Origin of the sequence: Rhizobium sp. BR 362, assembly GCF_036528765.1 — a bacterium.
In the GTDB taxonomy this organism is placed as follows: domain Bacteria; phylum Pseudomonadota; class Alphaproteobacteria; order Rhizobiales; family Rhizobiaceae; genus Rhizobium.
The window spans coordinates 1-24,119 of record NZ_JARWGH010000019.1 but is presented as its reverse complement, the minus strand read 5'-3'; the positions used below and the strand labels follow the sequence as shown (position 1 = coordinate 24,119).

Annotated in this window: 25 protein-coding genes and 1 pseudogene; 3 read left to right on the top strand and 23 right to left on the bottom strand. The window is 58.2% G+C overall.

Translation table 11 applies throughout. The annotated features are described in order from the left end of the window. Window positions 1-4 precede the first annotated feature (4 nt). The 18 genes from QDY28_RS20785 to QDY28_RS20700 all read right to left on the bottom strand — a co-directional run bounded on the left by QDY28_RS20785 (window position 5) and on the right by QDY28_RS20700 (window position 17,642). Window positions 5-1,171: an ABC transporter substrate-binding protein gene (locus QDY28_RS20785; protein ID WP_442967566.1), complete on the bottom strand. Its 1,167-nt coding sequence runs from the start codon at window positions 1,169-1,171 to the stop codon at window positions 5-7. A 25-nt stretch (window positions 1,172-1,196) separates the two neighbouring features. After that, on the bottom strand, window positions 1,197-2,093 hold the full coding sequence (locus tag QDY28_RS20780; RefSeq protein WP_120671161.1) for an alpha/beta fold hydrolase: 897 nt from the start codon (window positions 2,091-2,093) through the stop codon (window positions 1,197-1,199). After that, complete coding sequence (locus QDY28_RS20775) at window positions 2,090-2,473, bottom strand: hypothetical protein (RefSeq protein ID WP_040114000.1); 384 nt, start codon at window positions 2,471-2,473, stop codon at window positions 2,090-2,092. Before QDY28_RS20775 ends, QDY28_RS20780 begins: the two co-directional genes overlap by 4 nt. Window positions 2,474-2,551: 78 nt before the next feature. Then, window positions 2,552-2,980, bottom strand: a complete 429-nt coding sequence (locus QDY28_RS20770) for a carboxymuconolactone decarboxylase family protein (RefSeq protein WP_170985392.1) — start codon at window positions 2,978-2,980, stop codon at window positions 2,552-2,554. Between the two features lie 87 nt (window positions 2,981-3,067). After that, complete coding sequence (locus QDY28_RS20765) at window positions 3,068-3,955, bottom strand: NAD(P)-dependent oxidoreductase (protein ID WP_331383542.1); 888 nt, start codon at window positions 3,953-3,955, stop codon at window positions 3,068-3,070. An 88-nt stretch (window positions 3,956-4,043) separates the two neighbouring features. Next, complete coding sequence (locus tag QDY28_RS20760; protein ID WP_331383541.1) at window positions 4,044-4,727, bottom strand: GntR family transcriptional regulator; 684 nt, start codon at window positions 4,725-4,727, stop codon at window positions 4,044-4,046. Window positions 4,728-5,142: 415 nt separating this feature from the next. Next, the gene (locus QDY28_RS20755) at window positions 5,143-6,060 is read right to left on the bottom strand and encodes a LysR substrate-binding domain-containing protein (RefSeq protein WP_331383540.1); all 918 of its coding nucleotides are present in this window, start codon (window positions 6,058-6,060) and stop codon (window positions 5,143-5,145) included. A 43-nt stretch (window positions 6,061-6,103) separates the two neighbouring features. Beyond that, window positions 6,104-7,720, bottom strand: coding sequence for a ribulokinase (locus QDY28_RS20750; RefSeq protein ID WP_331383539.1), 1,617 nt, complete (start codon window positions 7,718-7,720; stop codon window positions 6,104-6,106). 8 nt (window positions 7,721-7,728) lie between these two features. Then, window positions 7,729-8,433, bottom strand: a complete 705-nt coding sequence (araD, locus tag QDY28_RS20745) for an L-ribulose-5-phosphate 4-epimerase AraD (RefSeq protein WP_331383538.1) — start codon at window positions 8,431-8,433, stop codon at window positions 7,729-7,731. 10 nt (window positions 8,434-8,443) lie between these two features. Further along, window positions 8,444-9,418 carry an ABC transporter permease gene (locus QDY28_RS20740; protein ID WP_331383537.1) on the bottom strand — a complete coding sequence of 325 codons (975 nt, stop codon included), beginning with the start codon at window positions 9,416-9,418 and terminating at the stop codon, window positions 8,444-8,446. Then, on the bottom strand, window positions 9,411-10,946 hold the full coding sequence (locus tag QDY28_RS20735) for a sugar ABC transporter ATP-binding protein (RefSeq protein WP_331383536.1): 1,536 nt from the start codon (window positions 10,944-10,946) through the stop codon (window positions 9,411-9,413). Before QDY28_RS20735 ends, QDY28_RS20740 begins: the two co-directional genes overlap by 8 nt. A gap of 59 nt (window positions 10,947-11,005) precedes the next feature. After that, window positions 11,006-12,076 (bottom strand): sugar ABC transporter substrate-binding protein, encoded by a 1,071-nt coding sequence (locus tag QDY28_RS20730; protein WP_331383535.1) that lies wholly within the window; start codon window positions 12,074-12,076, stop codon window positions 11,006-11,008. A 91-nt stretch (window positions 12,077-12,167) separates the two neighbouring features. After that, window positions 12,168-12,572, bottom strand: coding sequence for a cupin domain-containing protein (locus QDY28_RS20725; RefSeq protein WP_331383534.1), 405 nt, complete (start codon window positions 12,570-12,572; stop codon window positions 12,168-12,170). Continuing rightward, on the bottom strand, window positions 12,572-13,039 hold the full coding sequence (locus QDY28_RS20720) for a cupin domain-containing protein (protein ID WP_004129736.1): 468 nt from the start codon (window positions 13,037-13,039) through the stop codon (window positions 12,572-12,574). The genes QDY28_RS20725 and QDY28_RS20720 overlap by 1 nt, the downstream gene beginning before the upstream one ends. Window positions 13,040-13,048: 9 nt before the next feature. Then, the gene (locus QDY28_RS20715; protein ID WP_331383533.1) at window positions 13,049-14,602 is read right to left on the bottom strand and encodes an aminoacyl-histidine dipeptidase; all 1,554 of its coding nucleotides are present in this window, start codon (window positions 14,600-14,602) and stop codon (window positions 13,049-13,051) included. Window positions 14,603-14,848: 246 nt separating this feature from the next. Then, window positions 14,849-15,754 (bottom strand): LysR family transcriptional regulator, encoded by a 906-nt coding sequence (locus QDY28_RS20710; RefSeq protein ID WP_331383532.1) that lies wholly within the window; start codon window positions 15,752-15,754, stop codon window positions 14,849-14,851. 350 nt (window positions 15,755-16,104) lie between these two features. Beyond that, complete coding sequence (locus QDY28_RS20705; RefSeq protein ID WP_331383531.1) at window positions 16,105-16,848, bottom strand: SDR family oxidoreductase; 744 nt, start codon at window positions 16,846-16,848, stop codon at window positions 16,105-16,107. A gap of 11 nt (window positions 16,849-16,859) precedes the next feature. Beyond that, the gene (locus tag QDY28_RS20700; RefSeq protein ID WP_331383530.1) at window positions 16,860-17,642 is read right to left on the bottom strand and encodes an SDR family NAD(P)-dependent oxidoreductase; all 783 of its coding nucleotides are present in this window, start codon (window positions 17,640-17,642) and stop codon (window positions 16,860-16,862) included. Between the two features lie 445 nt (window positions 17,643-18,087). Here QDY28_RS20700 and QDY28_RS20695 point away from each other — a divergent pair, with 445 nt between their 5' ends. Both QDY28_RS20695 and QDY28_RS20690 read left to right on the top strand, forming a co-directional pair. Continuing rightward, complete coding sequence (locus tag QDY28_RS20695; RefSeq protein WP_331383529.1) at window positions 18,088-18,939, top strand: SDR family NAD(P)-dependent oxidoreductase; 852 nt, start codon at window positions 18,088-18,090, stop codon at window positions 18,937-18,939. 31 nt (window positions 18,940-18,970) lie between these two features. After that, entirely contained in the window at window positions 18,971-19,672 is a 702-nt protein-coding gene (locus QDY28_RS20690) for a RibD family protein (protein ID WP_028003124.1), read from the top strand. Window positions 19,673-19,784: 112 nt separating this feature from the next. On the opposite strand, the gene QDY28_RS20685 is transcribed toward QDY28_RS20690, so the two are convergent. Continuing rightward, on the bottom strand, window positions 19,785-20,558 hold the full coding sequence (locus QDY28_RS20685) for a DeoR/GlpR family DNA-binding transcription regulator (RefSeq protein ID WP_013984680.1): 774 nt from the start codon (window positions 20,556-20,558) through the stop codon (window positions 19,785-19,787). A 223-nt stretch (window positions 20,559-20,781) separates the two neighbouring features. Between QDY28_RS20685 and QDY28_RS20680 the strand changes: the two are divergent. Further along, window positions 20,782-20,946: pseudogene (locus tag QDY28_RS20680) on the top strand (Re/Si-specific NAD(P)(+) transhydrogenase subunit alpha); the annotation flags it as partial. 105 nt (window positions 20,947-21,051) lie between these two features. Here QDY28_RS20680 and QDY28_RS20675 read toward each other — a convergent pair. From QDY28_RS20675 to QDY28_RS20660, 4 genes are all read right to left on the bottom strand, one after another. Then, entirely contained in the window at window positions 21,052-21,918 is an 867-nt protein-coding gene (locus tag QDY28_RS20675; RefSeq protein WP_028003125.1) for an N-acyl homoserine lactonase family protein, read from the bottom strand. Beyond that, on the bottom strand, window positions 21,890-22,393 hold the full coding sequence (locus QDY28_RS20670; protein ID WP_331383528.1) for a hypothetical protein: 504 nt from the start codon (window positions 22,391-22,393) through the stop codon (window positions 21,890-21,892). Before QDY28_RS20670 ends, QDY28_RS20675 begins: the two co-directional genes overlap by 29 nt. Further along, window positions 22,390-23,433, bottom strand: a complete 1,044-nt coding sequence (locus QDY28_RS20665) for an aldo/keto reductase (protein ID WP_331383527.1) — start codon at window positions 23,431-23,433, stop codon at window positions 22,390-22,392. Before QDY28_RS20665 ends, QDY28_RS20670 begins: the two co-directional genes overlap by 4 nt. Window positions 23,434-23,690: 257 nt before the next feature. After that, on the bottom strand, window positions 23,691-24,119 hold a 429-nt coding region (locus tag QDY28_RS20660), incomplete at its 5' end, for a Sua5 family C-terminal domain-containing protein (protein ID WP_331383526.1).

Here is a 24,119-nt window from a genome sequence, read left to right as displayed (position 1 = left end):
CGGCTTACTGGGCTACCGGCTTCCAGGGATCGGCAGGACGCTCGAAGTACTGGTCGGCAATCGCACTTGGGAACCATCCGTCCGCCTTCGGCTCGACGAAATCAGTCGAGTTCAAATCGCAATCCTCGGGGATCGCAGCGCGAACGTCATCGATTGTGAACGGCAGGACTGGGCGCAGGAAGGACTGCACCTTTGGCCCCTGCCCTTCGAGCGTGCGAAGCATGATCTCCCACATCTGCTGCATCTCGCGGCGCGGCGGCCAGATATGGAAGCCGGCATCGATCCATTCCGGATTCTGGCGCCAGTAACATGCCGCCGAAGCCTCGCCGCCCAGCGTAATCGGCACCATGTCGCGGCCCGACTGGAGCATGGCGTTCAGCACGCCGTTCTCCTGCGCGCCCTGTGTCAGAATAGCGTCAATCTGGATGGGGTTCGTCGCCAAAAATTTCTGCACCTCGACCTGGGCTACCTGGTCGGTCCACTTGCCAGCCACTTCGCCGACAATCTTGATGTCGGGATACTTTGCCAGCGCGTCTTTGGCGGCCTTGTCGAAGCTGTCGGACGAGGCGAAGCCAGGGATGCCCGACACGAGAAGCACGTTGCCTTTCTTGCCGATCTTGTCTGCGAGCCAGATCGCCATCTCGCCGCCGCCCTGCGCGTGATTGGCAGCGCCGTTGATCGCGTAAGGCGACGTCACGTATCCCGAAAACGAGAAGACGGGAACGCCTGCCTTATAGGCGTACTCGATCGTCTGATTGAGAGCGGTGACGTTCGAGCAGCAGATGATGATGGCATCAACACCATCATCAACCATCTGGCGCATCTGCTGAATCTGGACGGCGTCCTTGAGGTCGGACTGAGTGACCACGACTTCAGATACGAGCCCCGCTTTTTTGGAGCGCGGCAAGAGGTCATTCATGACGGCATCGAGGGCCGCTGCGCGCCACGTGTTGCCGGCATAGCTACTGGCGTAGCCGATCTTCCAGGGCGGTCCCTTCTTCGGTTTGAAGTCCTTGTAGGCACTCGCTCCGAGCGGAACCTGCGGGTCGACGACCTCGTAGATTTTCCTCTCGTTGGCGGGGAGCTGGTCGACCCCGTCAGCCCAGGCCGTGGTCGTCAGGGCGCTGACCGCGATCAGCGCCCCCATGGTTCCGGTTAAACTCCGTCTCATTGGATGCTCCTCCCAAGAGATTGTTTCAGGCGACTTTCGCCCTGGTTGCGGATGCCTGCTGGATTTCCTCGAGGATCGGCAGCAGGTATTTTCTGAACTTGGTGTAGTCTTCAGTGACCGGGAAATGTCCGAGCTTCTCCATCGTCCAGAACTTGCTGCCCTTGACGAGATCGGCGGCGATCTTGGTGTCGGCCGGGGAGGTATTCGGATCGTATTCGCCCGTCAGGAAGTACAGCATGCACTTCGACGTATCGATCTTGCTCGCCTCTTCGGGCGAGACATTGTGGTCGTAGTAGTAGTAATAGAGGTCACCTGCGAAGACGCCCGGACCGCCGCAGCTATACTCCCACTGGATTTCGCGGACATTGGCTTCTGGTGAATACGGCGAGATGTTGAGCATCATTGCCGCGCCGATGGAGGTACGATTGACGTTCGGGTTGTCGAATTCCTTCCGGATGCCTGCCATGCCGACATCGACATATTCGGCAGCCGAGCGCAGTGCCCCTTCGACGGAGATGGTCGCACGGAAGTTGTCAGGGTAATTGGACGCCAGATCGATGGCGAGATGTCCTCCCATCGAGCTACCCATGTAAACGGGGCGGTCCAGACCAAGGGCTTTCGAGAGCTCCAGCTGGAAATCCATCATGAACTTCTTGGTCATATTGTATTCCTTCTCCCACCAGCGAACGCCGTGCGGGGGAAGAGACTTCCCGTGATAGGGCAGGTCGAACGCGATGACGCGGAAGTTCTTGGTCACCTCTTCGTCGCAGAGCGTGTGGCGGTACTGGCGGCCGTCCGAGCCCGCCGTGTGACCGACAAGCAAGGGAATGCCCTCTCCGGCTTCCTCATAATAGACGCGATATTCGATGCCTTCGATCGTCAGGTAGACGTAACGGCCCGTGATCGGATCATGCCTAGTCATGCTGCTACTCCTTCCGGACGGGCTTCGCGCATCAGGTTCGTCATGCGATTGAGCGCAGGGAGATACGCGAAGGTTTCGTGATTGTTGCTAAGGTACAGACCGTGTTTGATATTCGACGACTGCAAGCACTGATAAAATGGCTGCGGCTTCTTCTGGAGAAGCGCGTCCCACTGTTCGCCCGTGCCCCGGATGACGATCTTGCACTTCTCGTCGTCGTAGGCGGCTTCTTCGACCTTCACCATCTTGCCGTCTTCGAAGTGAAGTGCGACGCTGCGGGTCGGAAAATCGCATTTGATAATGCCGTTGAGATAACGGGTTTCGCGCTTGAACTCGAAGTCCTCCAGCGCCAGTTTTTTGAACTTCTCGAGATCGATGGCCATTTTCGGCTCCTCCCTAGTTAAAACGGCGCGGCCGATCCACGCCTTTCAAAATTTTCCGCCGCGCCTGCGGCGGCGGCTTCAGATGCCCATTTCGTTGAAGACCTCCTGGGCGTTTCTGAAGCTGTCGATGCCCGCCGGTACTCCGGCGTAAATCGCGACCTGCAGGAAAATCTCCTGGATTTCCTCCTTGGTGAGGCCGTTGTTGATCGCGCCGCGCACGTGGCCTTTGAGCTCATGCGGACGATTGAGAACGGAGATCATGCCAAGGTTCAGAATGGACCGCGCGCGCCTGTCGAGGCCTGGTCGGTTCCAGATGTTGTCCCAGCAATACTCGGTGACGAGCTGCTGCATAGGCCAGGTGAAGTCGGTCGCCTTACCGAGTGCTGCGTCGACATAGGCATCACCCATGACTTCACGACGCGTCGCCAGACCTTGAGCGAACTGTTCCGAAGGGACAGGCCGCTCCTTGCCGTGTGTTTTCACTGTCGCCTCTTTCGTTGCGGTCATTCGACAACGCTCCTAGCTTTACTATTTACGGCGAACTCAACTGATTATCAGACAATCTGTCTATTTCGAATTCGCGAGTTTCCCAGGCTAATTGTGATCTTCGACGTATCGGATGATGCGGGTGTGGTCCTCGGAAGGGCCCAGCGCCTTCTGTGCAGCATCCCAGGCGTCTGCCGTGCTGGCGAGAGCATCGAGGCGAAGACCAAGCGTCTTGGCGAGATCGGCGGCGATGCGGATATCCTTGGCCATCAGGCCAATGGCAAATCCCGACCCGAACGTCTCAGAGAGGATGAACTGCTTCATCTTCACTTCGGTGGCATTGTTCTTTCCAGACGACGAGTTGAGAATATCGACGATCGTCGCCGGCTCCAGGCCGAAGGCACGTCCCAGAAGGACACCCTCGATCGCCGCCAGCACACCTGCACCGGATACGAAGTTGTTAATCGCTTTCATCGCATGACCCGAGCCAACTGGCCCCGTCCGGAACACCTGTTGCCCCACTGCCTTCAGCAGCGGCTCGGCCTCCTCGATATCAGCATCCTCCCCACCGGCCATGATTGTCAAGGTGCCTGAAACGGCGCGCTTGACGCCTCCGGAGACCGGGGCGTCAACCAGCCGAAGGCCACGCGAAGCAAGTTCGAGACCGAGTTCCCTTGTGTCATTTGGAGCAGACGAACTCATGTCTATGACGACGGCATTCTGCTTGAGGCCGCCACAGGCGTTTTCGCCCAGCAGCGCCTCGCGCACGATCTTGCCGTTCGGAAGCATGGTGATCACAAAACTGGCCCCGACCATGGCGTCAGAAATCGTTTCGGCGGCTCGCCCGCCCGCATTAGCGAGCTTTATCCTGGCCTCTTTCGAGAGGTCGAAACCGACGACATCGAAGCCTGCCGAAATGAGATGTTGAGCCATAGGTTGGCCCATTGCGCCCAGCCCTATAAAGGCCACGCGCGTTGCGTTGAGTGTCGATGGCATTTTTTCCTCCGGACGCGTGCGAGCAATGAAGCTCGCCTTCCTTCAGAGAGGATTAAAAAGATTATCAGACAATCTGTCAATCGAAATTTTAAGTTTCTGGCGCTGCGTTCTTCCGCAGGTATTCAAGTGCGACCTTCGCAGCCTGGTCAATATGGAATTTGCAAGCCGCCGCCGCCAACGGCCCGTTGCGATTCTGGATTGCGGTCGCAATATCCTTGATTTCGGCAATGCTGTGCGCAAGGCGTCCCGGTTGCGTCATGGTTGTCATTCGAAGGAGATTGATCCGATTGTGCAGAGCTGTCAGCATTTGCCTTACGAACACGTTTTTGCTGCCGTCCATCAAACAGTTGTAGAACGCGTTTTTCGCATCTATGAGCCGCGCACCGACGCCACTTTCGGCAGCGGCTTCGAATTCGACCACCGCGGCTTGAAGTGTCGCTATGTCGGCGGCAGTGCCATGCTCAGCGAATTGCTGGCCCGCGAATCCTTCAAGAAGAGCCCGAACAGTATAGAGTTGCTGTGCTTCCTCGTAGGTGATCGTACTGACGACCGGTCCCTTATGGGGATAGCTTGTGATGATGCCTTCAGCTTCGAGCTGTCGCATGGCCTCGCGAACCGAGGTCCTGCCGACGCCCAGCATTTCGCAAAGTTCGCGCTCTACCAGTCGCTGGCCGGGCTTAAATCGCCCATTGGCTATCGCCTGACGTAGGGTCTCCTCAACTTTCACGCGCAAAGTCGCACTCTGTCTGGATATCTGTAGGTCCGTCTGCATCGCCCGCCAACACCTGTAATCGGCTCACGCCGCGCTAAATCATTCTCTACATATGGAGGCATTCGCTCTTAATATCAATCCAGATTGTCTGAGAGCTGCCAGTCTCAGTTGATCTCTTCGCGACAGCTTTGCCTGCTCGTCGTGTCAGACAGCCGTAGACTTGCGGTCGCGGATAGCGCCGCCCGGAGCGGGATCTGACACGGTCCTAGAGCTGTGGCCTTGAAATCGTCATCGAAGACGCTGGTGATGAAGGGCTGAAGACGGCGCATATCGCGCTCGGTGGCCGCCCGCCTCAGCGATCACAAAAACTTCGAGAAAATTGCGAGGCATGGCTAAGATCGAAAGTTGAGCATCACGCATATTGCTGTCTCGGCGTTTGAACCCCGGGCGATCTTACTGCCCGTCAGAGCTTCGATCAGCCTCGCGCCCGCATTTCAGCCGAGGCAGCATCTTCAAGCCATACATTTTCCAGCCATTGCTTGAACGCGTTGACCTTTTCCGACCTGAGCCGCGAGCGGATATATGTGAGCGTGTGGCAACGGAGGTTGGGGCCCGTCATTCCGAATGGAAGGACGAGGTTACCTCTTTCCACATCCCGTTGAAGAAGCCGGTAGCTCTCGAGGCACACGCCGCGTCCTTCGACAGCGGTTGCGATCGCCATGAACGCGTCGCGAAATCGAGAGCCGCGATTGACGTCAATGGCCAAGCCGTGGTCCTTCGCCCATTGCTGCCAACTATAAAGCGTCTGCTCCGACTTGATCAGGGTATGCCCCACCAGATCGGATGGCTTGCGTATGGGCCGCTCGCCATTAGCGACCTCGGCAGAGCAGGCTACGACGATTGTCTCAAGGGGGAACTCCTCCGCCGCGATAGAGCCCAGTCGCGGAACGCGACCGTAGCAGATATCGACATCGACCGAGCCATCGGACAATTTTGCAGGGTCCGATGTCGAAAGAAGCCTGATTTCGATCGAGGGATACAACTCCTCGAACCGAGGCAATCTTGGCATAAGCCATAGCGAAGCCAGGCTTGAAGCGCAGCCAACGCTCAGGACGTCGACGCTGTTGCGCCGGCAAACCTCATCGGTCGCCTGCTCAATCATCGAAAGCGCTTCTGAAAGATCACGGTGGTATCGCTCGCCAATCTCGGTGAGAGACACGTTTCTTCCAATGCGGTGAAAGAGCTTTTCCCCAAGGTCGTCTTCCATCAGTCTGATCTGGTGGCTGATCGCCGACGGCGTAAGCTGCAACTGGGCAGCCGCCTCCAGAAATGACGCCTTTCTGCCGGCTGCGACAAACGATTGTATTGCACGAATGGATGGAAGTGACGTCATAACGTCCTCGATCCATAGCAATCTGATCTAAGAGCGCAACGGGTCATAGCAATGCTACCTTCCGCGCGGAACGGTGGCCAAACTCGGATCGAATACTCTCACCTGCAGCAATCCGCTTGATGTCTCCGAGAACTTGCGAGAAGTCTCCGAGGCTTGAGGTGCCAAAGCCCATATAGACCTGCTTGAACAGCTGGTAGAGGGTCTCATAACGTCCGCGCGTGCTCGGATCGGGCTCAAACTTTCTGTAGCCTACGCACATGGCCGCCTGAGCGCTCTCGATCGATCCATGATCTTTGGATGCAAGAGCGGCGAATATTCCCGAACCGAGACCGGTCGGAATACCGTCGGGGACCAATATGGGCTTGCCTATGACATTGGCGTAGATCTGGTTGAGGATGTCGTTCCTTTGCGGGATACCTCCCCCATTAATGACGCGGTTGACTGGAACGCCATGCTGCTCCATCCGCTCCAGGACAATCCGTGTGTGGAAAGCCGTACCTTCAATCGCGGCATACAGTTCGTCCTGCGCTGTATGGCCGAGATGCCAGCCAAGCGTCATTCCGCCAAGGTCGGAGCGGACGAGAACCGTCCGGTCTCCGTTGTCCCAAGGGAGACGCATCAGACCGGTCTTTCCGCCTTCAATGCTTTCCAGGCCTTCAGCGAGCCTGGGCACCGTCGTGCCGGCACGTCGTGCAATTGCATCGAACAGGTCGCCGGTCGCAGACAGGCCTGCCTCAACTCCCACAAGGTCTGGATGTGCGCTCCCCGGGACGACGCCGCAAACACCGGGGATGAGCTTCACACGTTCACTAACGGCAATGATACAGGTCGATGTACCGATGACATTGACGACGTCCCCCAGGCCGCAGCCAGCGCCAATTGCATCCCAATGGGCATCAAACGCCCCTGTGGGAACCGGAATTCCGGGAGCGAGCCCAAGGCGTTCGCCCCAGTATGGGCTGAGCCCACCTGCGATCGAAGCAGAAGTCTGGTATGTTCCGCCAATCTTCTCGCGCACGCCGTCGAAAAGCGGATCGACGCGGGACAAGAAAGCCTGCGAGGGCAAGCCACCCCATTTCGGGTTCCACATCCACTTGTGTCCCATGGCGCAGACGCTACGCACCATGCGAGCCGTGTCGGTCACTCCGGTGAGGACCGCGGCAGCCATGTCGCAATGTTCCACGGCGGTCCCGAAGCGCTCGCGCTGATCGGGGTTGTGGCGCATCCAGTGGAGAAGCTTGGCAAAGCCCCACTCGTGGGAATAGGTTCCACCGCACCATTCAATTGCTTCAATGTGCATGTCGTGCGCCATCGCCGTTATTTCTTCGGCTTCCGCTTTGGCGCGGTGGTCACACCAGAGGTAGTAGTCCCCCAACGGCTGCATATTTTTGTCGACAGGCAACACCGAGGACCCCGTCGTGTCGACCGCAACCGCACGGATCTCCTTGGAATCTACGCCGCATTCGTCGATCACTCGATGCATGGCCAGCACAAGCGCTTCCATATGATCGAAGTGGGACTGGGTTGCCAGGTCGGGATCGCAACGACGACGCTCGAGAGGATATTCCGCGACGCAGGTTCCAAGGGAACCTTCCTCAGAATCAGCCAGCGTTACCCGCACGCTCAAGGTTCCGAAATCAACACCTGCTACAATCGACATGATAAACCCTACTTGGAACCGTCTGGCTGGCCGTAAGTCGCCGCCTGCCCGTGCTTACGTTGATAGTGGCGGTCCAACAAAGCGGCGGAAATTTCTGGATCGTCCTGGTTCAGTTGCCGGGCGTGGAAGGCGATCTTGGCGATGGCCTCGAGCATCTCGGCGTTGTGAACCGCGTCGGCTGCGTCCTTGCCCCAGCAGAAGGGACCGTGATCGTTAACAAGGGCTGCGGGGACGGACAGCGGCGCATCGTTGCCGAGTGCCTCGACGATGACCTTGCCCGTGTTGCGAACGTAACTGTCCTTGATTTCGTCGTCGCGCAGCTTGCGAGTAACGGGGATCGTACCGTTGAAATAGTCGGCATGGGTCGTTCCCATCGCAGGAATTCCCCGGCCGGATTGGGCCCACACCGTCGCGAAGAACGAGTGGGTGTGGACCACCGCACCGATAGACTTGAAGCTCTTGTAGAGTTCCAGGTGCGTATCGAGATCAGACGAGGGCCGCAGCGTGCCATCTATGATATTGCCGTCGAAGTCGATTACAACGATATCTCCGACCTGCATCGCCTTGTAGGAAACGCCGCTCGGCTTGATGGCGACAACTCCCTTCTCGCGGTCGATGGCACTGACGTTACCGAACGTCGAGATGACAAGGCCGCTGTCGTAGAGTGCGGCGTTTGCATCAAGGACGGACTTGCGGAGTTTGGAATATTTCATCATCGCCTCCTCAGGCCTTTTGACGGCGGCTGAAACGATCGGCTGCCACGGCGATCAGGATGATCGTGCCGATGACGACCTGGTGCCAGAAGGTGTTCACGTTGAGCAGGTTGAGCGCGTTGCGGACGACCGCCATCAAAACGGCACCTATGGCGGTTCCAAAAAGAGTGGCGCGTCCGCCGGACAAACCCGTTCCGCCGATAACGACGGCAGCGATGACATCTAGCTCGTACCCCTGGCCGGCTTCAGGCATGGCCGCTTCAAGGCGCGAGGTGAGTAGAACGCCCGCGAAGGCCGAGAGGACCCCGACCAGCACATAAACGGCGATCTTGACCTTGTCCGTGGGGATGCCGACCAGCCGGGCAGCGTCTGGATTGCTGCCGATCGAGAGAACGAAACGGCCGAAACGCGTATAATAGAGAAGGTAGAAGGCGATTGCGAAGACGATGGCAGTCAGAATGACCGGAACGGGAACACCGCCTGCATAGCTCTGGCCGATCATTCGGAAGGCGGGGTCGGAGGCGCCGACGATCGGAATGCCCTGAGTGTAGACCATCACGATACCGCGGCTGATGACCATGATGGCCATTGTGGCGATAAAGTCGGTGATCCCGGCCTTGGTAATCAGGATGCCATTCACCAGTCCGATCACCGCACCGACCGCAATCCCGCCTGCGCATGCCAGCGGAACGGGATAGCCAAGCACAATCAGGTTTGCGGTCACAAGACCGCTGAGGGCGAGTGTCGAACCGACGGAGAGGTCGATGCCCCGCATCCCGATCACAAAGGTCGCTCCAAACGCGATCACGGCAATGGGGACCGCCTGACGAAGAACGTCAGTCAAGTTCCCGAAGGTGAAAAACCGCGGAGCGGCAAAGCCGAGCGCCACCAGAAGAACGACGAAGGCCAGGTAAACGCCGGCATTGCCGCTGCTGCGAACGAGCGTAAGGGCCGAGCGCGGGCGTGTAGCTGCAATATCAGCCATGGGTACCTCCCTGAAGATGATGGCCTTGAGGCGGCCTTACCGAATGAAGAGCGAGCGTTTCTTCCTTGGAGGTCGCCGCATCGACGACCGCCGAGATCCGTCCTTCGAACATGACCGCGACCCGGTGACACAGTCCAAGCAGTTCCGCGTTGTCGGCGGACACCACGATGACGGCACAGCCCTCTTTCGCAGCGGCCTGGATAAGGGTGTAGACCTCGGCTTTGGCGCGCACGTCGACGCCACGCGTTGGCTCCTCAAGCATGAGCACCTTTGGCTGGGTGAGCAGCCAGCGAGCAAGCATGACTTTTTGTTGATTACCGCCGCTCAGCGACGTGATATCGGCAGCGGGGCCATCGCATTTCACGCCGAGCTTCGAGATGAAGCCGGAGGCAATCTCGCGCTCCTTTTTCGGCATCAGCGTGATTTTGCCGAGCGTTCGAAGGTTGGCGATCGAGAGGTTCCAGCCTACGTTATGTTGTGGGAAAATCCCCTCGGTTTTACGTTCGGCGGGCAAGAAGGCGACGTGTTGACGGATAGCGTCCGTCGGGTCGGAAATCGCCGCTTGCTTTCCGTCAATGAGAATCGAGCCGGCATCACGCGAGATCTGCCCGAAGATCGCCCGCAGGAGCGCGCTCTTGCCCGATCCTTCGAGGCCCGTGACGCCGAGAATTTCACCCTTGGCTACGGAGAAGGTGATGTCTTCGAAGACACCCCTTTTCGTCAAACCGCGAACCTCCAACGAGGGTTCGGACCTTGCCGGGACGCGGGGAGGAAACTGTTTTGCGAGAGAGCCGCCGATCATCGCACTGACGACCTTGTCTACGTCGAGGTGCGATACGGGCAGGTCGGCGACAGTGCTGCCATCGCGCAAGACCATCACGCGGCTGACGATGCCGAGGAGTTCTTGGATCCGGTGAGACACATATATGAGAGCTTTGCCGGCCTGCTGAAGCTTCTTGATGATGGCGACCAGCTGTTTGCGTTCGCCCTCCTCCAGCGCCTCGGTCGGCTCGTCCATGATGATGATATCGGCATTGCTACTAATGGCTTTGGCGATCTCGATCATCTGCCGATGGGAGAGGCTAAGCTCTCGAACTGGCCTGTCGAGAGGTACGCCCACGCCTAACTCGGCCCTTAGGATACGCGAGGCGGCTGCCCGCATGGCCGAATGGTCAAGCGGCGATGCACTTGAGCGCCCGCGGCGCAGCTCCCTGCCCGCGAATATGTTTTCGGCGGCGTCAAAGTCCGGAAACAGGCTCAGTTCCTGATAGATGGTTGCGATTCCTGCCCTGGACCCGTCTTTGGGATTGTTCAGATCGACCACCTTACCTCTGACAGCTATCGTGCCTTCGTCGCGTGCATATGCACCGGAGAGGATTTTCATCAGCGTCGACTTGCCTGCGCCGTTCTCGCCGACCAGGCCGAGAACCTCGCCGCGATTAAGTACGAGGTCGATGCCATCAAGCGCCTTCGTGTTGCCGAAGCGTTTGGCGATGCCTTTCATCTCGAGCAGCGGAGCGTTTGTCATTCAGGTCACCCTTTTTGAGTGGGCGGCCCCGCGCAAGGCGGGGCCGCGTACTGTCAAATCTACTTCTGCTGGACGTAGACGTAGTCGTTCTGATCGAAGGTCTTGATGTTCTTCGCATCATAGGTTTTGGGCGCCACGAAGATCTTCTTCGGCAGGGCGTTGCCCTTCATCACGAACTCATCGACCGCCCGAATGATGTTGCGACCTTCTTCCTTGGCCCCGGTGTCGACCGTCGCTGCAAAGTCGCCGGTGAGGATCGCGTCGTTGGCTTCCTTCATATTTTCGTAGCCGACGATCGCCACCTTGCCGTTCAGCCCCTTAGCCTTGAGGGCCTGCAGACCGCCAAGGGCCATCTCGTCGTAGAGCGCGACGAGGACTTCGATGTCGGGGTTGGCGGTGAACATGTTTTCGGTTACCGACAGGCCCTGGGCACGAACCCAGCCAGCCGGCTGCTGAGCGACGATTTTGAAGTTGGGGTGCTTCGAGATGACCTCGTTGAAGCCCTTCATGCGCTGGCTCGTATGCGGACCGGGCAAGCCCTCCAGGATCCCGAGCTTGACTTCCTTGTCGCCATAGGTGTCAACCAGCCACTGCGCCTGCGCACGACCGCCGTCACTCTGGTCGTAGCCAATATCGCTGACAAAATAGGGGTTATCGGCGATAGGCGAGTTGAAGAGGAAGATCGGAATGCCCGCCTCGGTCGCGCGCCGGATCGAGGGGAGCAATGCGCCTTCGTTGTATAAGGCAACGGCGATCGCATCGACACCGTCGTTGATCCAGGCTTCCATGGTCCTGATCTGGTCGTCCGTGGCAGACTGGCTGCTCGGAGCCTGCACAAGCAGCTGGATAGCGCCGTCGCCACCGCGCTTGTCGATCTCTTCTTTTACGCCAGCCAGAACACGCTGATAGTAGGTGTCCATCGCCGTCGGCAGGAAGCCGACCTTGAGCGGGCGGTTATCCTTTTTAGCGGGTTTGACTTCCTGGCCGGTGGGCTTGATGTCCTTGTCCATCAAGATGCCAGGAAACACCTTCGAATAATCCGCCTGCTGTGCAAGCGCTGGGCTGAAGGAAAGCGAAGCGGTGAGCCCGAGAGCGGCACCGAAGATTAACGTCCGTCTGAAAATTGTCACATGATCCTCCCTGGTGGTGACAAGACAAATCTTTCCCATCCGCGGGACGGGCCCGCGGCGAGCTTGGCAATCTGAGATTCAAATCTTCGGCTTACAGTCCCGGTGCGATCGTGAAGACCACCCGGATCGGGTTGGAGCCGTAGTTTAGGCACTGGTAGCTGATGCCGCCCGGCAGGAAGAAAGACTCCCCGTCACGGATGTGAAAGGTTTCGTCGGTATCCGCCAAATAGAAGGTCGCGGGGCCTTGCAGGACGTAGAAGACTGCGTCTCCTTCATGGCTGTCGGGTTCGCTCGCGCGCGGTCCAACGCCGCCCACAGGGATAGTCACTTCTCCGACATGCATGTAATCGTTGCTGACGCAGAACTGGACAAGAACGGGATGATCACGGCCGGAGACGATGTTCAGACGATCGCTTTTGGCGACCTTTACTAGGTCGCCCCTCATGCGCGCCTGTGCGCCGTCTACCGGATAGGTTCCGAGTTTCTCAAGGCTCATCACGCTCTCCCTTCGTGCTTATAGAGGCGCGTCGGCCCGTCATAACCGGTCGGAGGGCCGTTCTCGTCCCAGATACGGGGTGCGATGCAAAACAGGATAACTGCAGCCTTGTCGCTGAAGTTATAGCCGCGATGCGGAGCGCCCTTGGGGATGAGCACCGCGTCACCGGGTCCGAGTTCCTCGGTCTGCCCGGTTTCGGGGTTCAGGAGATGCACAACACCTTCGAGGACATAGTACACCTCGTCACCCGCGTGAATGTCGGCCGGGTCGAAGTTGCTTCCCGGTGCGAGCTGATAGATGCCAGTCGTCTGCTGGTCCGTGCTGGCGAGCAGGTAGTTGAGGTCGCTGGAATATGGCTTCGTGCCAGTATAGATGAACATCTTGTAGCTATCGCGCGTCAGATGGACAGGCTTCTTCTCACTGGGCGGATGTGGGAAATTGCCGAAGTAGCTTGGCAGTTTTGGCATTTCAGTACCTTAGGTCCGGAGTTCACGGAGCAGCGACTTGAGAAGCCGCCAGGTCGAATCGACTGTCGTGTGGTTGAGGCGCTCGCGCGTGGTGTGAACGTCGAACGCTTCTGGTCCGATTGACAGCATGTCAATGTCAGGAACCTTCTTTCGGAAAAGGCCGAGCTCGAGACTGGAGTGAGAGACTTCCACATGTGGCTGCTCGCCGAACTCGCGCTCGTAAGCGGCTTTGGCGGCGTTGAGCATTCGCGAATGAGGATTGTATGGCCATTCCGGGCAATCCGCGAATGTCTCCACGCTCGCGCCGTTGCCGATGAGTTCCGACAGCTGCCGAATTTTGTCGACGATGTTGTAGCGACGGGAGCTGACGGCGCTTGGAACCGTATTGACGATTTCGATGGCCTCTTCATCGCTTGAAAGCAACGCCACGGTGTTGGAGCTCTCGACGAGGCCCTCGACCTGAAGGCTCTTGCTCTGGACGCCGTTGGGAAGCAGATTCATGGCATCGACCAGCGCCCGGGCGGAGTGAGCCGAGAACACTTCAGTAATCTGTCTCCCGGAGTTGACTGTGACCTTGAGGTTGGGATCGCTTGCACGATACTCGAGGGCAATCGAAGCCGCTTCCGCTTCAATTCTCTGCCTGAGATCGGCGATCCGCGAGGCATCGATCGAAATGATCGCCTCCGCCTCACCCGGGATAACGTAACGGTTCACGCCACCCTTGACTTCGGCTACGCTGGCACCAGCGTCCCGAATGGCAATCCGAAGGAGCCGTCCGAGCTGGACGATCGCGTTAGCCCGTTCAAGATGGATGTCGAATTCGGAGTGACCGCTGCTCAAGCCGGAGATCCGCAGCGAAAGGGCAGTCTGCCCCGAGACGCGCGGTTCCCACTGAACCGGAATTTTGAAGCGCACCGAAATATCGCCCGCGCAGCCTGCAAAAAGCGACTTTGGATCGTGCCAGTTCATGTCGAGAAGGCGCTTACCGCTAAGCTTTATGCCGTCGAAGTGTTGCGCGCCGCCCTTTCCGACTTCTTCTTGAACCGTCAGGACGACTTCGAGCGGCGGATGCGGGATATCGTCGGATGCCAGCAACGACATTGCGAATGCCACCCCAACGGTATTGTCCGCCCCAAGGGTCGTCCCTGTACCATGGATGAAATCGCCGATAACCTGAAGTTTGATGCCTTCGTTTTTAAAGTCGTGGTCAACACCCTCATCGCTCTCGCAGACGATGTCGGTATGCCCGTGAAGAATGACGGTCGGAGAGTTTTCGTAACCCGGCGTTCCCGGCTTCTTGATGAGGAGATTGTAGATCTCGTCCTGGTAAACCTCGAAGCCGCGCTCCCGGGCAAAATCGGCGATGTGATCGCTAACCTGCTTCTCGTTGTAAGAACCGCGCGGGATCGCGCTTAGCTCTTCGAAAAAACCAAAGAAGATCGCCGGCTCGAGACCAGCAAGAATAGAATTGTCGCGTTTATCTACAGTTTTTCCAGCGGGGAAACTCATTCGGCCCTCCTCCCAATACAGCATCTGAGCAATACTTCTTCCCTCGCCGAACATAGTCCGGCGACCTCGTAAACCGTATTGCGTCTCATCTTACGCGCTAAGGCGATCTAGGTTCAGATGCCCTCCACGCATTGAACCATCTCCGCTTTCAGCTCCTAATTCAAACGCAATATTTCATAAAATAGATGAGCTTTTTTCATCTGAATTCGTTATGGTATAAGCTAACGTATCCATTGACGCGGGCCCGGCAAGAATGGACTCTCACCTGCAGCGATTTGGGGCTGGCTTTGAGCCGTCACTTCAATCGTCCGAAAGCGGCGCCTTAAGGTGGTCGAGAAACGTCCGGAGCGCTGACGGCACCTGTCGGTGCGAAACATAGTATGCATGGAAACCCGGCCCAGTAGAGGACCAGTCGGGCAGCACTACTTCGAGCATACCAGCCGCGAGTTTATCCTCGACGCGTGCCCGCAGGCAGTAAAAGAGACCGCCTCCCTCCTCCGCCATGCGGATGGATAGTTCTGAATCTCCGAGCGTGAGCAGTCCGGGAACGTCAAGAGCAACCATGCGATCGCCGTCGCCAAGTTCCCATTTGCAGACGTGGTCCGTACCGGTTCGGATCCGGATGCACTCGTGCGTCAAGAGATCTTCCGGCCGCTCGGGCCGCCCTCGTCCATTGAGATAGGTTGGAGAACCGACCACGATCCATTCAAGTTCGGACGTCAGACGCGACGCGATCATCCCCTCGGGAACTGTTCCCCCATAGCGGATGCCAGCGTCAAAACCTTCGGCGACCATATCGATAAAGCGATCCTCGACGCTGACTTCGACCTCGACATCTGGGTAGTTGCTGCGAAAACTGTGCAGTCGAGGAGCGATCAACAGCTCGGCGGCGTCACGCAGCGTGGTCACTCTCACCCTGCCCGTGGGCCCGCTCCTGAAACCGTCCAGGAGATCCATCGCAGCTTGGATGCCGAGGAAACGGGGCTCCAGTTCGGCAAGCAGTACTTCGCCGGCGGCGGTGAGACTGATGCTCCTGCTTGTCCGATGAAACAGACGGACGCCCAGACGGGTCTCCAAACCCCTGATCGAATGGCTGAGAGCGGAGCCGGAAACGCCGCGAAGCGCGGCGGCCTTTCGGAACCCCCCCGCCCGCGCGATCGCGACGAAAGTTTCAAGGTCGGCCAGATCGGCCCGCGTGGATACCATGAGTTATGGATACTCCCACTTGTACTGAATAAGATCGTCCTGGCCGACGCCGACCTTGCTTCAGACGGCTGGCATCTTCAATCCTTATTCAACTAACCTGGCTTTGGTATGTGATGACCACGGAAGCAGTCAAAAATTTGACATTAGTTGATCCATGTCGGATCCGGGGAGCTACGACGGGAGATGGGCCGGGTCGCTGAATAATAGCACCTCCGGGACTAGATCGTCATGCAATGAAGATCATCTTGTCCACAGCCACGAGAGACGGCACCGGTTGGAACGGATACCACCTCCGCGCGGGCGGCCTGACAGTCCCGGAGGTTCAAGTTCTGAGCTTTCGAAAACGCCGGCTACCAGTCCTGCCGGGTTGGATGGACGACAATGTCGTTGATCGTGATCTCCGGGGGCTGATCTAGGGCATAGACCACGGCTTCAGCCACCGACGACGGCGGAATACCTTGCTTGTTGAGCTCTCCGGCAATCTTTCTGCCCGTCTCGTCATGAACCTTGTCGGCCCAGCCGGTATCGATCACGCCAGGGCTGATCATAGACACCTGGATCCCACTTCCCACGCCCACCTCCTTTCTGAGGCTTTCGGTGATACCGCGTATGAAGAACTTCGTCGCTCCATAAACGCCTGCCGCCTCGCCGACATGAACGCCGGCGACAGAGCTCATATTCAGGATGCGGCCGGACCGGCGCTCCAACATCGACGGCAGCACGGCGGCAATCGCATGCAGATAGCCACGTAGGTTGGTATCGATCATCTTGTTCCAATCGCCGACCGCGGCATCCTTCCAATAGGAAAAGAGCATGAGGCCCGCATTGTTGACCAATATATCGACCGGGCCGTATGTCGTCGTGGCGAACGCGACGAGGGCCTTGGTACTCTCAAAATCCGTGGCATCGGCACCCTTGTAGCTGGCAATACCTCCGGAACCGGCGATGTCTTCGACAATCCGACTGAGGCGTTCCTCATTGCGGCCGGCAAGGACGACGCGCGCACCTTTTTCCGCCAATCCTTTGGCGGTCGCTGCTCCAATGCCCGAGGAAGCTCCCGTGACAATTGCGACCTTGTCTTTCAGATGTGCCATGATGTGCTCCTTCACTGCGGTTGGGTCAGTTCGGCTTGCCGGGCGGCTTTAACAGGCTCCGGGGTTATCCGGTTTTCCAACACCTGCCGCTTGGTTTTCTGGTCTCCGCCGACGACATGGTCGATGTCGTTCATGAGGGCCTCGAAGCCCTGCTTGGCGACGAGCGTCTTGTCGTTTTTCTGCTGGCCACCGAGCTTAGTATCGCCCATTCCAGCGTTCGCGTGGAAGTCGCTGTTGGTGGCGCCCGGAAGGAGTGCCGTCACCGTGACCCCGGTCGAGCTCAACTCCTCGCGCAGAGATTCCGCGAACATGTAACCGAATGCCTTCGACGGGCCGTAGACGGTTTCGTATGGCGTGGGCAGGGTCGCAGAAACCGAGGAGGTGATGAGGATCCTGCCGCGGCCGTTCTTGACCATATGTTGGACGACGCGTTTGGCCATATGGACGGTCCCAGTGACATTGATTGCAAGCAGGCGAAACTCATCCTCGAGATCGTTATCGACGAAGGCGCCGCCGATACCGATACCAACGTTCAGAGCCGCGGCTTCCAGTGGGCGCCCCAGCCCCTGCGTGAAGGTCCAGAACCCCTCAACGCCATCGTATGTCGAGGCATCCGCTTTGAACGGATACGCTTCGGCGTCAAGGCTTCGTAGCACATCGGCGGCCTCGTTTACCTTGTCGCTTGAGCCTGAAATAGCGACGTCAAATCCATTCTTGGCGAATTGTTTGGCAAGCTCGAAGCCTATTCCAGATGAGCCGCCCGTGACCATTGCGAGTGGTTTATTACCAGTCATGATTTCACTCCTTTGGTTTTTTCAGCACCACGATCGCCTCGAGGCGCTGGTGACCTAATGCCCGTGGAGCCGGTTGGTTACATGAGCAAAATCGATCGGGGCGGTGAGCGAAAATCAACCACCGATCTGGCAGACACCAGGAGTGAGGGACCTTTTGGTCGCGTCCGCAGCCAAATTGACGAGGCATTCCCGACGTCACGAAGGCACCCAAGAGTGAACACGGCTCATCGGTGCGTGCGATCGAGCTCACTTCAAGTGGTCGGCGGAGTGCCCTATGTTGTAAGGAGGTTGAGCTGTCGTTCGCAGCCAGCAGATATGGTCCCACACAAGCGCCCGCGTAGCGCTGACGCACTTCTTGCGGTGGTGCCGTCGGCCGAGAAAATCCACGCGACGGCGTGTACGGCCCACCTTCCAGCGGTGACGTCCAATGACGGGAAAGACAAAGATGAGCGAGAGAATGAACAGCATCGTTGCTCCTGGCCGCGTTGCGGTCATCACGGGAGCTGCGAAGGGCATCGGCTTGGCAATCGCGAGGGCTCTCGCGGCCCGCGGCATGAAGCTCGCATTGCTGGATCTCGACGCCGACGCACTTGAGGATGTTACCTCGGCACTCGATACGGACATCCTGATCGTGAGCGGCGACGTATCAGATCTGTCGGCACTAACCAGGTTGCGGGACAAAACGATTTCGGGGTTTGGTGACGTCGCCGTCCTTGTAAACAACGCGGGCATTACGCAAGGAGCCGGCCCCTGGGATGATCCTGTAAAGTGGCGACGCCAGATCGATGTAAACTTCGGAGGTGTTTTAGCCGCACAACACGTCTTCGTGCCCTACATGATTAAGGCAGCCCGACCATCGGCGGTCGTCAACCTCGGCTCCAAGGAAGGAATTACAACTCCTCCGGGCAATGCCGCCTATTCGGTGGCAAAGGCAGCTGTCAAGGTCCTGACCGAACAGCTGTCGCACGAGCTTTTGAAGGAGACGGGAGGTTGTGTATCGGCTCATCTCCTCGTCCCTGGCTACACGTGGACGCCCATGAACATCGCACTCAAGCCGCATGGCGCTGCCAGGCCCGATGAGGCATGGACCGCTGAGCAGTTGGTGGAATACTTCCTGGCCCGTCTGCTCGAGGAGGACTTTTACATCATTTGTCCCGATAACGCGGTCACGTCTGCGATCGATGCCAGACGGATCCGCTGGGCGGCCGACGACATGATCCTGAACCGGCCGGCCCTTTCACGCTGGCACCCCGACTGGATGGATAAATTTGCAGCCTGGTTGAAGGTAGGCCACTGACGGTGGAATGTTTGTAGAGGAGCGTAGTCCAATGCCTAGACCCTATGTAATCTGTCACATGATGTCGCCGCTGGATGGCCGATTGATCGTCAATGATTGGGCCGAGGCAACCGGCCATTCGGTCGATGAGCTCGTGAAGATCTATGACGACCTGCATGAGAAGATCGGCGCCGACGCCTGGCTTTCGGGAAGAGCGACGGGAGAAGAGTTCGCGGACGCCGTCGACCATCCCTATCAAACAACCGGCACGGCCGCGCGACCGATCCATATCGCCAACCCGGATGCCGACGAGTTCGCTGTTATCGTTGATAAGGACGGTCGGCTACGCTGGGACAAGAACGACATTGAGGGGGCTCACCTTGTCGTCCTGACAGGATCTGACGTGGATGATGCTTACCTGGCGGGCCTCACCCAGGCTGGCGTTTCCTATATCGTATCGGAGAAAGATGGCGTCGATCTGAAAAACGCGCTCGACGTTCTCGGAACCGAGTTCGGTGTGAAGCGCTTGATGCTGGAAGGCGGGGCGCAAACTAATGGCAATTTCTTGGATGCGGGTCTTGTTGACGAGGTCAGCCTAGTCATCTTCCCTGCGATCGGAGGCAAGTCGAATACACCGGCCATATTCGAGGGCGGTGAGGATGGGCTTGCCGGCGGGGCGAGGCTCACGTTTATCAGCGCCGAAGCCGCTGGCCTCGGCTCCGTCCATCTGAGATATCGCGTGGGACGTCCGTAGGAGACGTCCATAGGAGAAGACTGTAGAAGGGATCCCCCCAATCGGAGGGCCCAGCTTGAGATGGACAGGTGCCGCCTTGCGCGGCATCTATCCGAAGGATTGTTGGCGATATTCACTTGCTCTCCTGCGATGCCACTCGAAGTGGCACATTGGCTCCTTCCAAAGCCGCGCGGACGTCGACTGACGGTTCCTGGTCGGTGATGATAACTTCGAACTCGTCAATGGTGGCCAGGACATGAAGAGCGGTATGATTGAAGCGCTTATGGTTTAAGAGCAGGCAGCGACGCGCGGCGCTTGCAATCATCGCTCGCTTCGAGCGGACAACGTCATCATCCATATGGTAGACGCGCAATCCAGAAACTGCCGGCGTTGAGATAAAGGCGATGTCGGCGCTGAGACGCGACAGTGCCTGTTCGGCGACGACGCCGAAAAAACCATTGAACTTCATCGAATAGCGTCCACCGACCGCAATCAGGTTGATCCCTGATTCCGTCTTGAGCCGATCGATGACCGCCGCATTGTTGGTGATCACCGTCAGCGGCCTCCTCTGTGGCAGCAATTCCCCGAGCACCGACGCCATAGATCCGTCGTTGACCATCACCGTCATGCCGGGCTCGACGAGTTCAAGGGCGGCCTCGGCCATCCGGCGCTTGGCCTCGCCCTCCTGCTGCTGGCGAAACCGGAAATCGCTTTCGAAATGGCCTCCTGCCTCGATCGTTGCCCCGCCACGGACCTTGCGAAGCATCCCTGCCCGCTCAAGATCATCTAGATCCCGGTGGATGGTCATCTTGGATACAGCGAACCGATCGGATAGGTCGTCGAGATCCACCACCCTCTGCGCGACCAACAGGTCCATAATGGCCTGCCTCCGATCATCTCTCTTCATATTTTAGTCCTCCGGCGCACTAATCCGATCCTTTAACATCAAGATCCGCCGCTACAAATCACATGCAAACATCATTTTTCGTTAGTTTGTCTTGCTCTATTCGACAACGCCACTGACGCTGCTGGCATACTGGGACACGTGAAGACGCATGATGGCGCGATTGCACCGCTCCATGCATGGCCGAAGGCGCTCATTTTCTAACGAAACAGGATGGTTTGGGGGTTCAAGCGCAAATGTCATCGCCATGGAGATGGTCCCGCGCGTCAGCCGCGCACGGAAGATGGAGGCCTTGTCCTCCATGGTCAACATCGCGGGCTACCGGGCCGTCATCAAAGCGGGCGCGAATATAGGGCTTCTTCACCGGCAGATCACCGCAGCGGGCAAGGTGTTTGGTAAAGGCCTGTGTCACTGACACCCGGCCTTTTCTCTGCTTATCGCCTTGGGAGGACGATTGTGAACGATGCGGCTTGGTGTTCGCGCTGCTTCAAATCGATCAAACTCTTGATACGTCTCCGTCGGCCACACAAATCTCGACGAGCATGAGCTGGCGATCCGTCAGGCGCGACGGATAGATTTTTGACAGCTGCTCCTCGTGCATGGGAACGATTCGTCGTTCGTCCATACCAACGATTTTGAGCATCTCCTCGGCGGACTCGATCAGACGTGTCTGGCTGCCATTGGCAAGGCCCGGCGGCACAAAGCAGGGATCGGTGGCGTCCTCACCCGTGAGGTTGCTGTAGGTGTAGATGACGTCGCCGGACAGGACAAACTTGCCGTCTCCACCGCCCGTCTCCACCACCACATATTGCGATCCTGCGGTATGGGTGTCGAATGCCGGATAGACATGAACGCCTGGCACTAGGTTTTCCCGCTCTCCCTCCACCAGTTCCAGGCGGCCTTCGATATTTGCCTGGGTCAGATAGAGGATATCCGCCGGATTCAGTCCGGCCTGCAATGAACGGAAGCGCCGACCCTTTGCCAGAATCCACATCCAGGATTCCAATTCTTTCTTCTGAATGAAAATCTTAGCATTTGGGAAGAACTTTAGGCCGCCAATGTGATCGAAGTGCGCGTGCGTGAGGATGACATGCGTGACGTCTTGGGGCCTGATCCCGCATTCCCCGAGAACGATTTCCGGAGGCGTCCAACCGGTAACGCCGATTGAGTTGGCGATCTGGCCTCCGAAATCGGCGGCGTCGTGACCGGCATCGACCAGAACGACTGCATCTCCTGACTTGATGAGTATGTATGCGAACGGCAGGTTCATCGTGCCCTGATTATGGGCGCCGTAAAAAACCCCGCTGACCGGGTGCACGGGGCTTCGAGAGTATTCAAGCACCCAGATCGAATGCGTTCCCATGGTCTTCCTCCCCATGTCCAAGGGACCCTCCACAGCATGCTGTCGTGTCGAAGGTCGACGTGCCTAAGATGGCGGCCGATCGTTTCAGCTCGATCGCCGCATTTGAAAGCAGCCCCAGCAGGGATGCATCTGAAACCAGGACACCGCGCTGCAGGTGCTCCTCCGCCTCGACAAGCAGGCCATCTGCCCGTCCAAGATGGGAGAGTGCGTGGCCCTGTCCCGCGAGACCGCGCGAGCCCGCAAGCGAGGAACGGACGGATCGCTTTATCTCTGTGGCGCGATCGGCGAGTTCTCCAATCAAGAGGCGCATGCTCTTCTCCCTCAATGCCATATGCATGAAGGAGTAGATCGCGAGGAGCTCGCCATAAGTCCTGACGAGCGCCTCGAGGCATGCGCGCGCCTCCGGCGATGGAACCGAACCCACGAGCGCGTCGCAGCGGAAGCCGCCGAAAACGGTGCCTCCGCGGGCCATCATCGTACAGCCGTCGGCAGCGGAGCGTTTGACGGAAGAAGGCTCGCTTCAGTCAAAGCGTCCCAAAATGCAGGCGGTATTGTCTCGTTGATCGCCTTGACGTTCTGCTCGACTTCCAATGCGCTCTTTGCACCCATGACCAGCGTGGCCACTGCCGGATGTGCATAGACGAATTGCATCGCCGCTGCAGGCAAGCTCACCGCAAATCTCGAGCAAATGCTCTCGATGGCCTTGACCTTTTCGACGACGGCCGCAGGAACCCTGCCGTAATCGTAAGTGGCCGCGGGACCGCCGACGCCTGTCGCCAGAATTCCGGAATTGAAGATCCCGCCGGCGATCACGGAAACGTTCCGCTGGAGCAACTCGTCGAACGCGGCCTCAAGCGGGGCATGATTCAAAAGGGTGTAGCGGCCGGCGATCAACGAGCAGTCGATCGGAAATTCACGAGCGACACCGACCACGGAGTCGGTTTCGTTGACCCCCAAGCCGATGGCTGAGACGGCTCCGCTGGAGCGAAGCTCGTCCAGTGCCTTATAACCCGAGGCCCGCAGCTGATTCCAATAGAACTCGCTTTGGTCGCCGTGCCATGCCCGACCAACGTCATGCACGAGAAGAACGTCGATATAGTCCAATCCGAGGCGCTGCTGGCTGTCTTCGAATGCGCGCATCACGCCATCATAGGTGTAATCGTAGGTATCGAGAAACGGAAGCGGGTCGATCCACTCGATGCCGTAGACGGTTTTAAGCTTCTTCGTCCTGCTGGCGGGCTTCAATACACGACCAACCTTGGTGCTCACCACCACGTTTTCGCGCAGCTTGTTCGCCCTGAGGGCATGGCCAAGATAATGCTCCGACTTGCCGAATCCATACATTGGCGCGCAATCGAAGTAGCGGATTCCGGCCGCGTAGCCAGCGAGGATCGTCGCTTCGAATTCGCCGTAGGAGACATCGGCGTTGAAGCCAGAGAGCGGCACCGTGCCTAGCCCCAGCGAAGTTACCCGCACTTTGCTTTTTCCGAGCGGTCTAGTTTCAAGTTCGGTCATGTGATCATCCCTAGATGTCGGTAGGAGGCGTCGAAGCGATGTAGCTTCCGCCATGCCGTCATTGTTTGATTAACGCCCGTGCCCCAATGCGTGCCAGGTCGCGCCGGCGTCTGCCGCCAACCTCACCAGAAATGCTTGATGGACCTCCGTGGCCTGACTCCTCAATCAGTGAGGTGTAAGGTATAAGGTCATACCTATCGAGGCAAGCTTTTTTTGCATGCCGCCATCCGCATTTTGCGAATTGCTTGAAATGCCGCCTACGCGCAACGGGGCGCGGCAGCTCGTCTCAGCCGATCGTTGATTGCCCTGCCAAGGCCAATCAGAGGCACAGGGGCGAATGCAATCACGTCACTCGCGCCGGCCAAGGCGTCGGCTTCACTCATGGCGGTGTAGAGGTTGCGGGCAGCTTCCTGAAGGTCACCGGAAGAAGACAGCGTCAATTGACAGCCCTCGCACTCCGGTCCGAAACCGACCCAGACCATATTGGCGGCAGGACGGTCGACATTCATCTGAACGGCGGCTTCCGGAGCATAATGGCTCTTTAGCTGGCCTGGTGCCGAGACTTTTTGGGGCCCGGTGTCCTCGTCAATCGGGCCGAGTAAAGCTTCCAGTGCCTCCCGCGGAACTGACCCGTGGCGTAGAATGATCGGAGATCCGACCAAAGACAGAATAGTCGATTCCAGGCC

Excerpts from the sequence above, each read along its gene's own strand:
- QDY28_RS20785 (WP_442967566.1), bottom strand. The coding sequence starts at position 1,171 with ATGAGACGGAGTTTAACCGGAACCATGGGGGCGCTGATCGCGGTCAGC.
- QDY28_RS20780 (WP_120671161.1), bottom strand. The coding sequence starts at position 2,093 with ATGACTAGGCATGATCCGATCACGGGCCGTTACGTCTACCTGACGATC.
- QDY28_RS20775 (WP_040114000.1), bottom strand. The coding sequence starts at position 2,473 with ATGGCCATCGATCTCGAGAAGTTCAAAAAACTGGCGCTGGAGGACTTC.
- QDY28_RS20770 (WP_170985392.1), bottom strand. The coding sequence starts at position 2,980 with ATGACCGCAACGAAAGAGGCGACAGTGAAAACACACGGCAAGGAGCGG.
- QDY28_RS20765 (WP_331383542.1), bottom strand. The coding sequence starts at position 3,955 with ATGCCATCGACACTCAACGCAACGCGCGTGGCCTTTATAGGGCTGGGC.
- QDY28_RS20760 (WP_331383541.1), bottom strand. The coding sequence starts at position 4,727 with ATGCAGACGGACCTACAGATATCCAGACAGAGTGCGACTTTGCGCGTG.
- QDY28_RS20755 (WP_331383540.1), bottom strand. The coding sequence starts at position 6,060 with ATGACGTCACTTCCATCCATTCGTGCAATACAATCGTTTGTCGCAGCC.
- QDY28_RS20750 (WP_331383539.1), bottom strand. The coding sequence starts at position 7,720 with ATGTCGATTGTAGCAGGTGTTGATTTCGGAACCTTGAGCGTGCGGGTA.
- araD (WP_331383538.1), bottom strand. The coding sequence starts at position 8,433 with ATGAAATATTCCAAACTCCGCAAGTCCGTCCTTGATGCAAACGCCGCA.
- QDY28_RS20740 (WP_331383537.1), bottom strand. The coding sequence starts at position 9,418 with ATGGCTGATATTGCAGCTACACGCCCGCGCTCGGCCCTTACGCTCGTT.
- QDY28_RS20735 (WP_331383536.1), bottom strand. The coding sequence starts at position 10,946 with ATGACAAACGCTCCGCTGCTCGAGATGAAAGGCATCGCCAAACGCTTC.
- QDY28_RS20725 (WP_331383534.1), bottom strand. The coding sequence starts at position 12,572 with ATGAGCCTTGAGAAACTCGGAACCTATCCGGTAGACGGCGCACAGGCG.
- QDY28_RS20720 (WP_004129736.1), bottom strand. The coding sequence starts at position 13,039 with ATGCCAAAACTGCCAAGCTACTTCGGCAATTTCCCACATCCGCCCAGT.
- QDY28_RS20715 (WP_331383533.1), bottom strand. The coding sequence starts at position 14,602 with ATGTTCGGCGAGGGAAGAAGTATTGCTCAGATGCTGTATTGGGAGGAG.
- QDY28_RS20710 (WP_331383532.1), bottom strand. The coding sequence starts at position 15,754 with ATGGTATCCACGCGGGCCGATCTGGCCGACCTTGAAACTTTCGTCGCG.
- QDY28_RS20705 (WP_331383531.1), bottom strand. The coding sequence starts at position 16,848 with ATGGCACATCTGAAAGACAAGGTCGCAATTGTCACGGGAGCTTCCTCG.
- QDY28_RS20700 (WP_331383530.1), bottom strand. The coding sequence starts at position 17,642 with ATGACTGGTAATAAACCACTCGCAATGGTCACGGGCGGCTCATCTGGA.
- QDY28_RS20695 (WP_331383529.1), top strand. The coding sequence starts at position 18,088 with ATGAGCGAGAGAATGAACAGCATCGTTGCTCCTGGCCGCGTTGCGGTC.
- QDY28_RS20690 (WP_028003124.1), top strand. The coding sequence starts at position 18,971 with ATGCCTAGACCCTATGTAATCTGTCACATGATGTCGCCGCTGGATGGC.
- QDY28_RS20685 (WP_013984680.1), bottom strand. The coding sequence starts at position 20,558 with ATGAAGAGAGATGATCGGAGGCAGGCCATTATGGACCTGTTGGTCGCG.
- QDY28_RS20675 (WP_028003125.1), bottom strand. The coding sequence starts at position 21,918 with ATGGGAACGCATTCGATCTGGGTGCTTGAATACTCTCGAAGCCCCGTG.
- QDY28_RS20670 (WP_331383528.1), bottom strand. The coding sequence starts at position 22,393 with ATGATGGCCCGCGGAGGCACCGTTTTCGGCGGCTTCCGCTGCGACGCG.
- QDY28_RS20665 (WP_331383527.1), bottom strand. The coding sequence starts at position 23,433 with ATGACCGAACTTGAAACTAGACCGCTCGGAAAAAGCAAAGTGCGGGTA.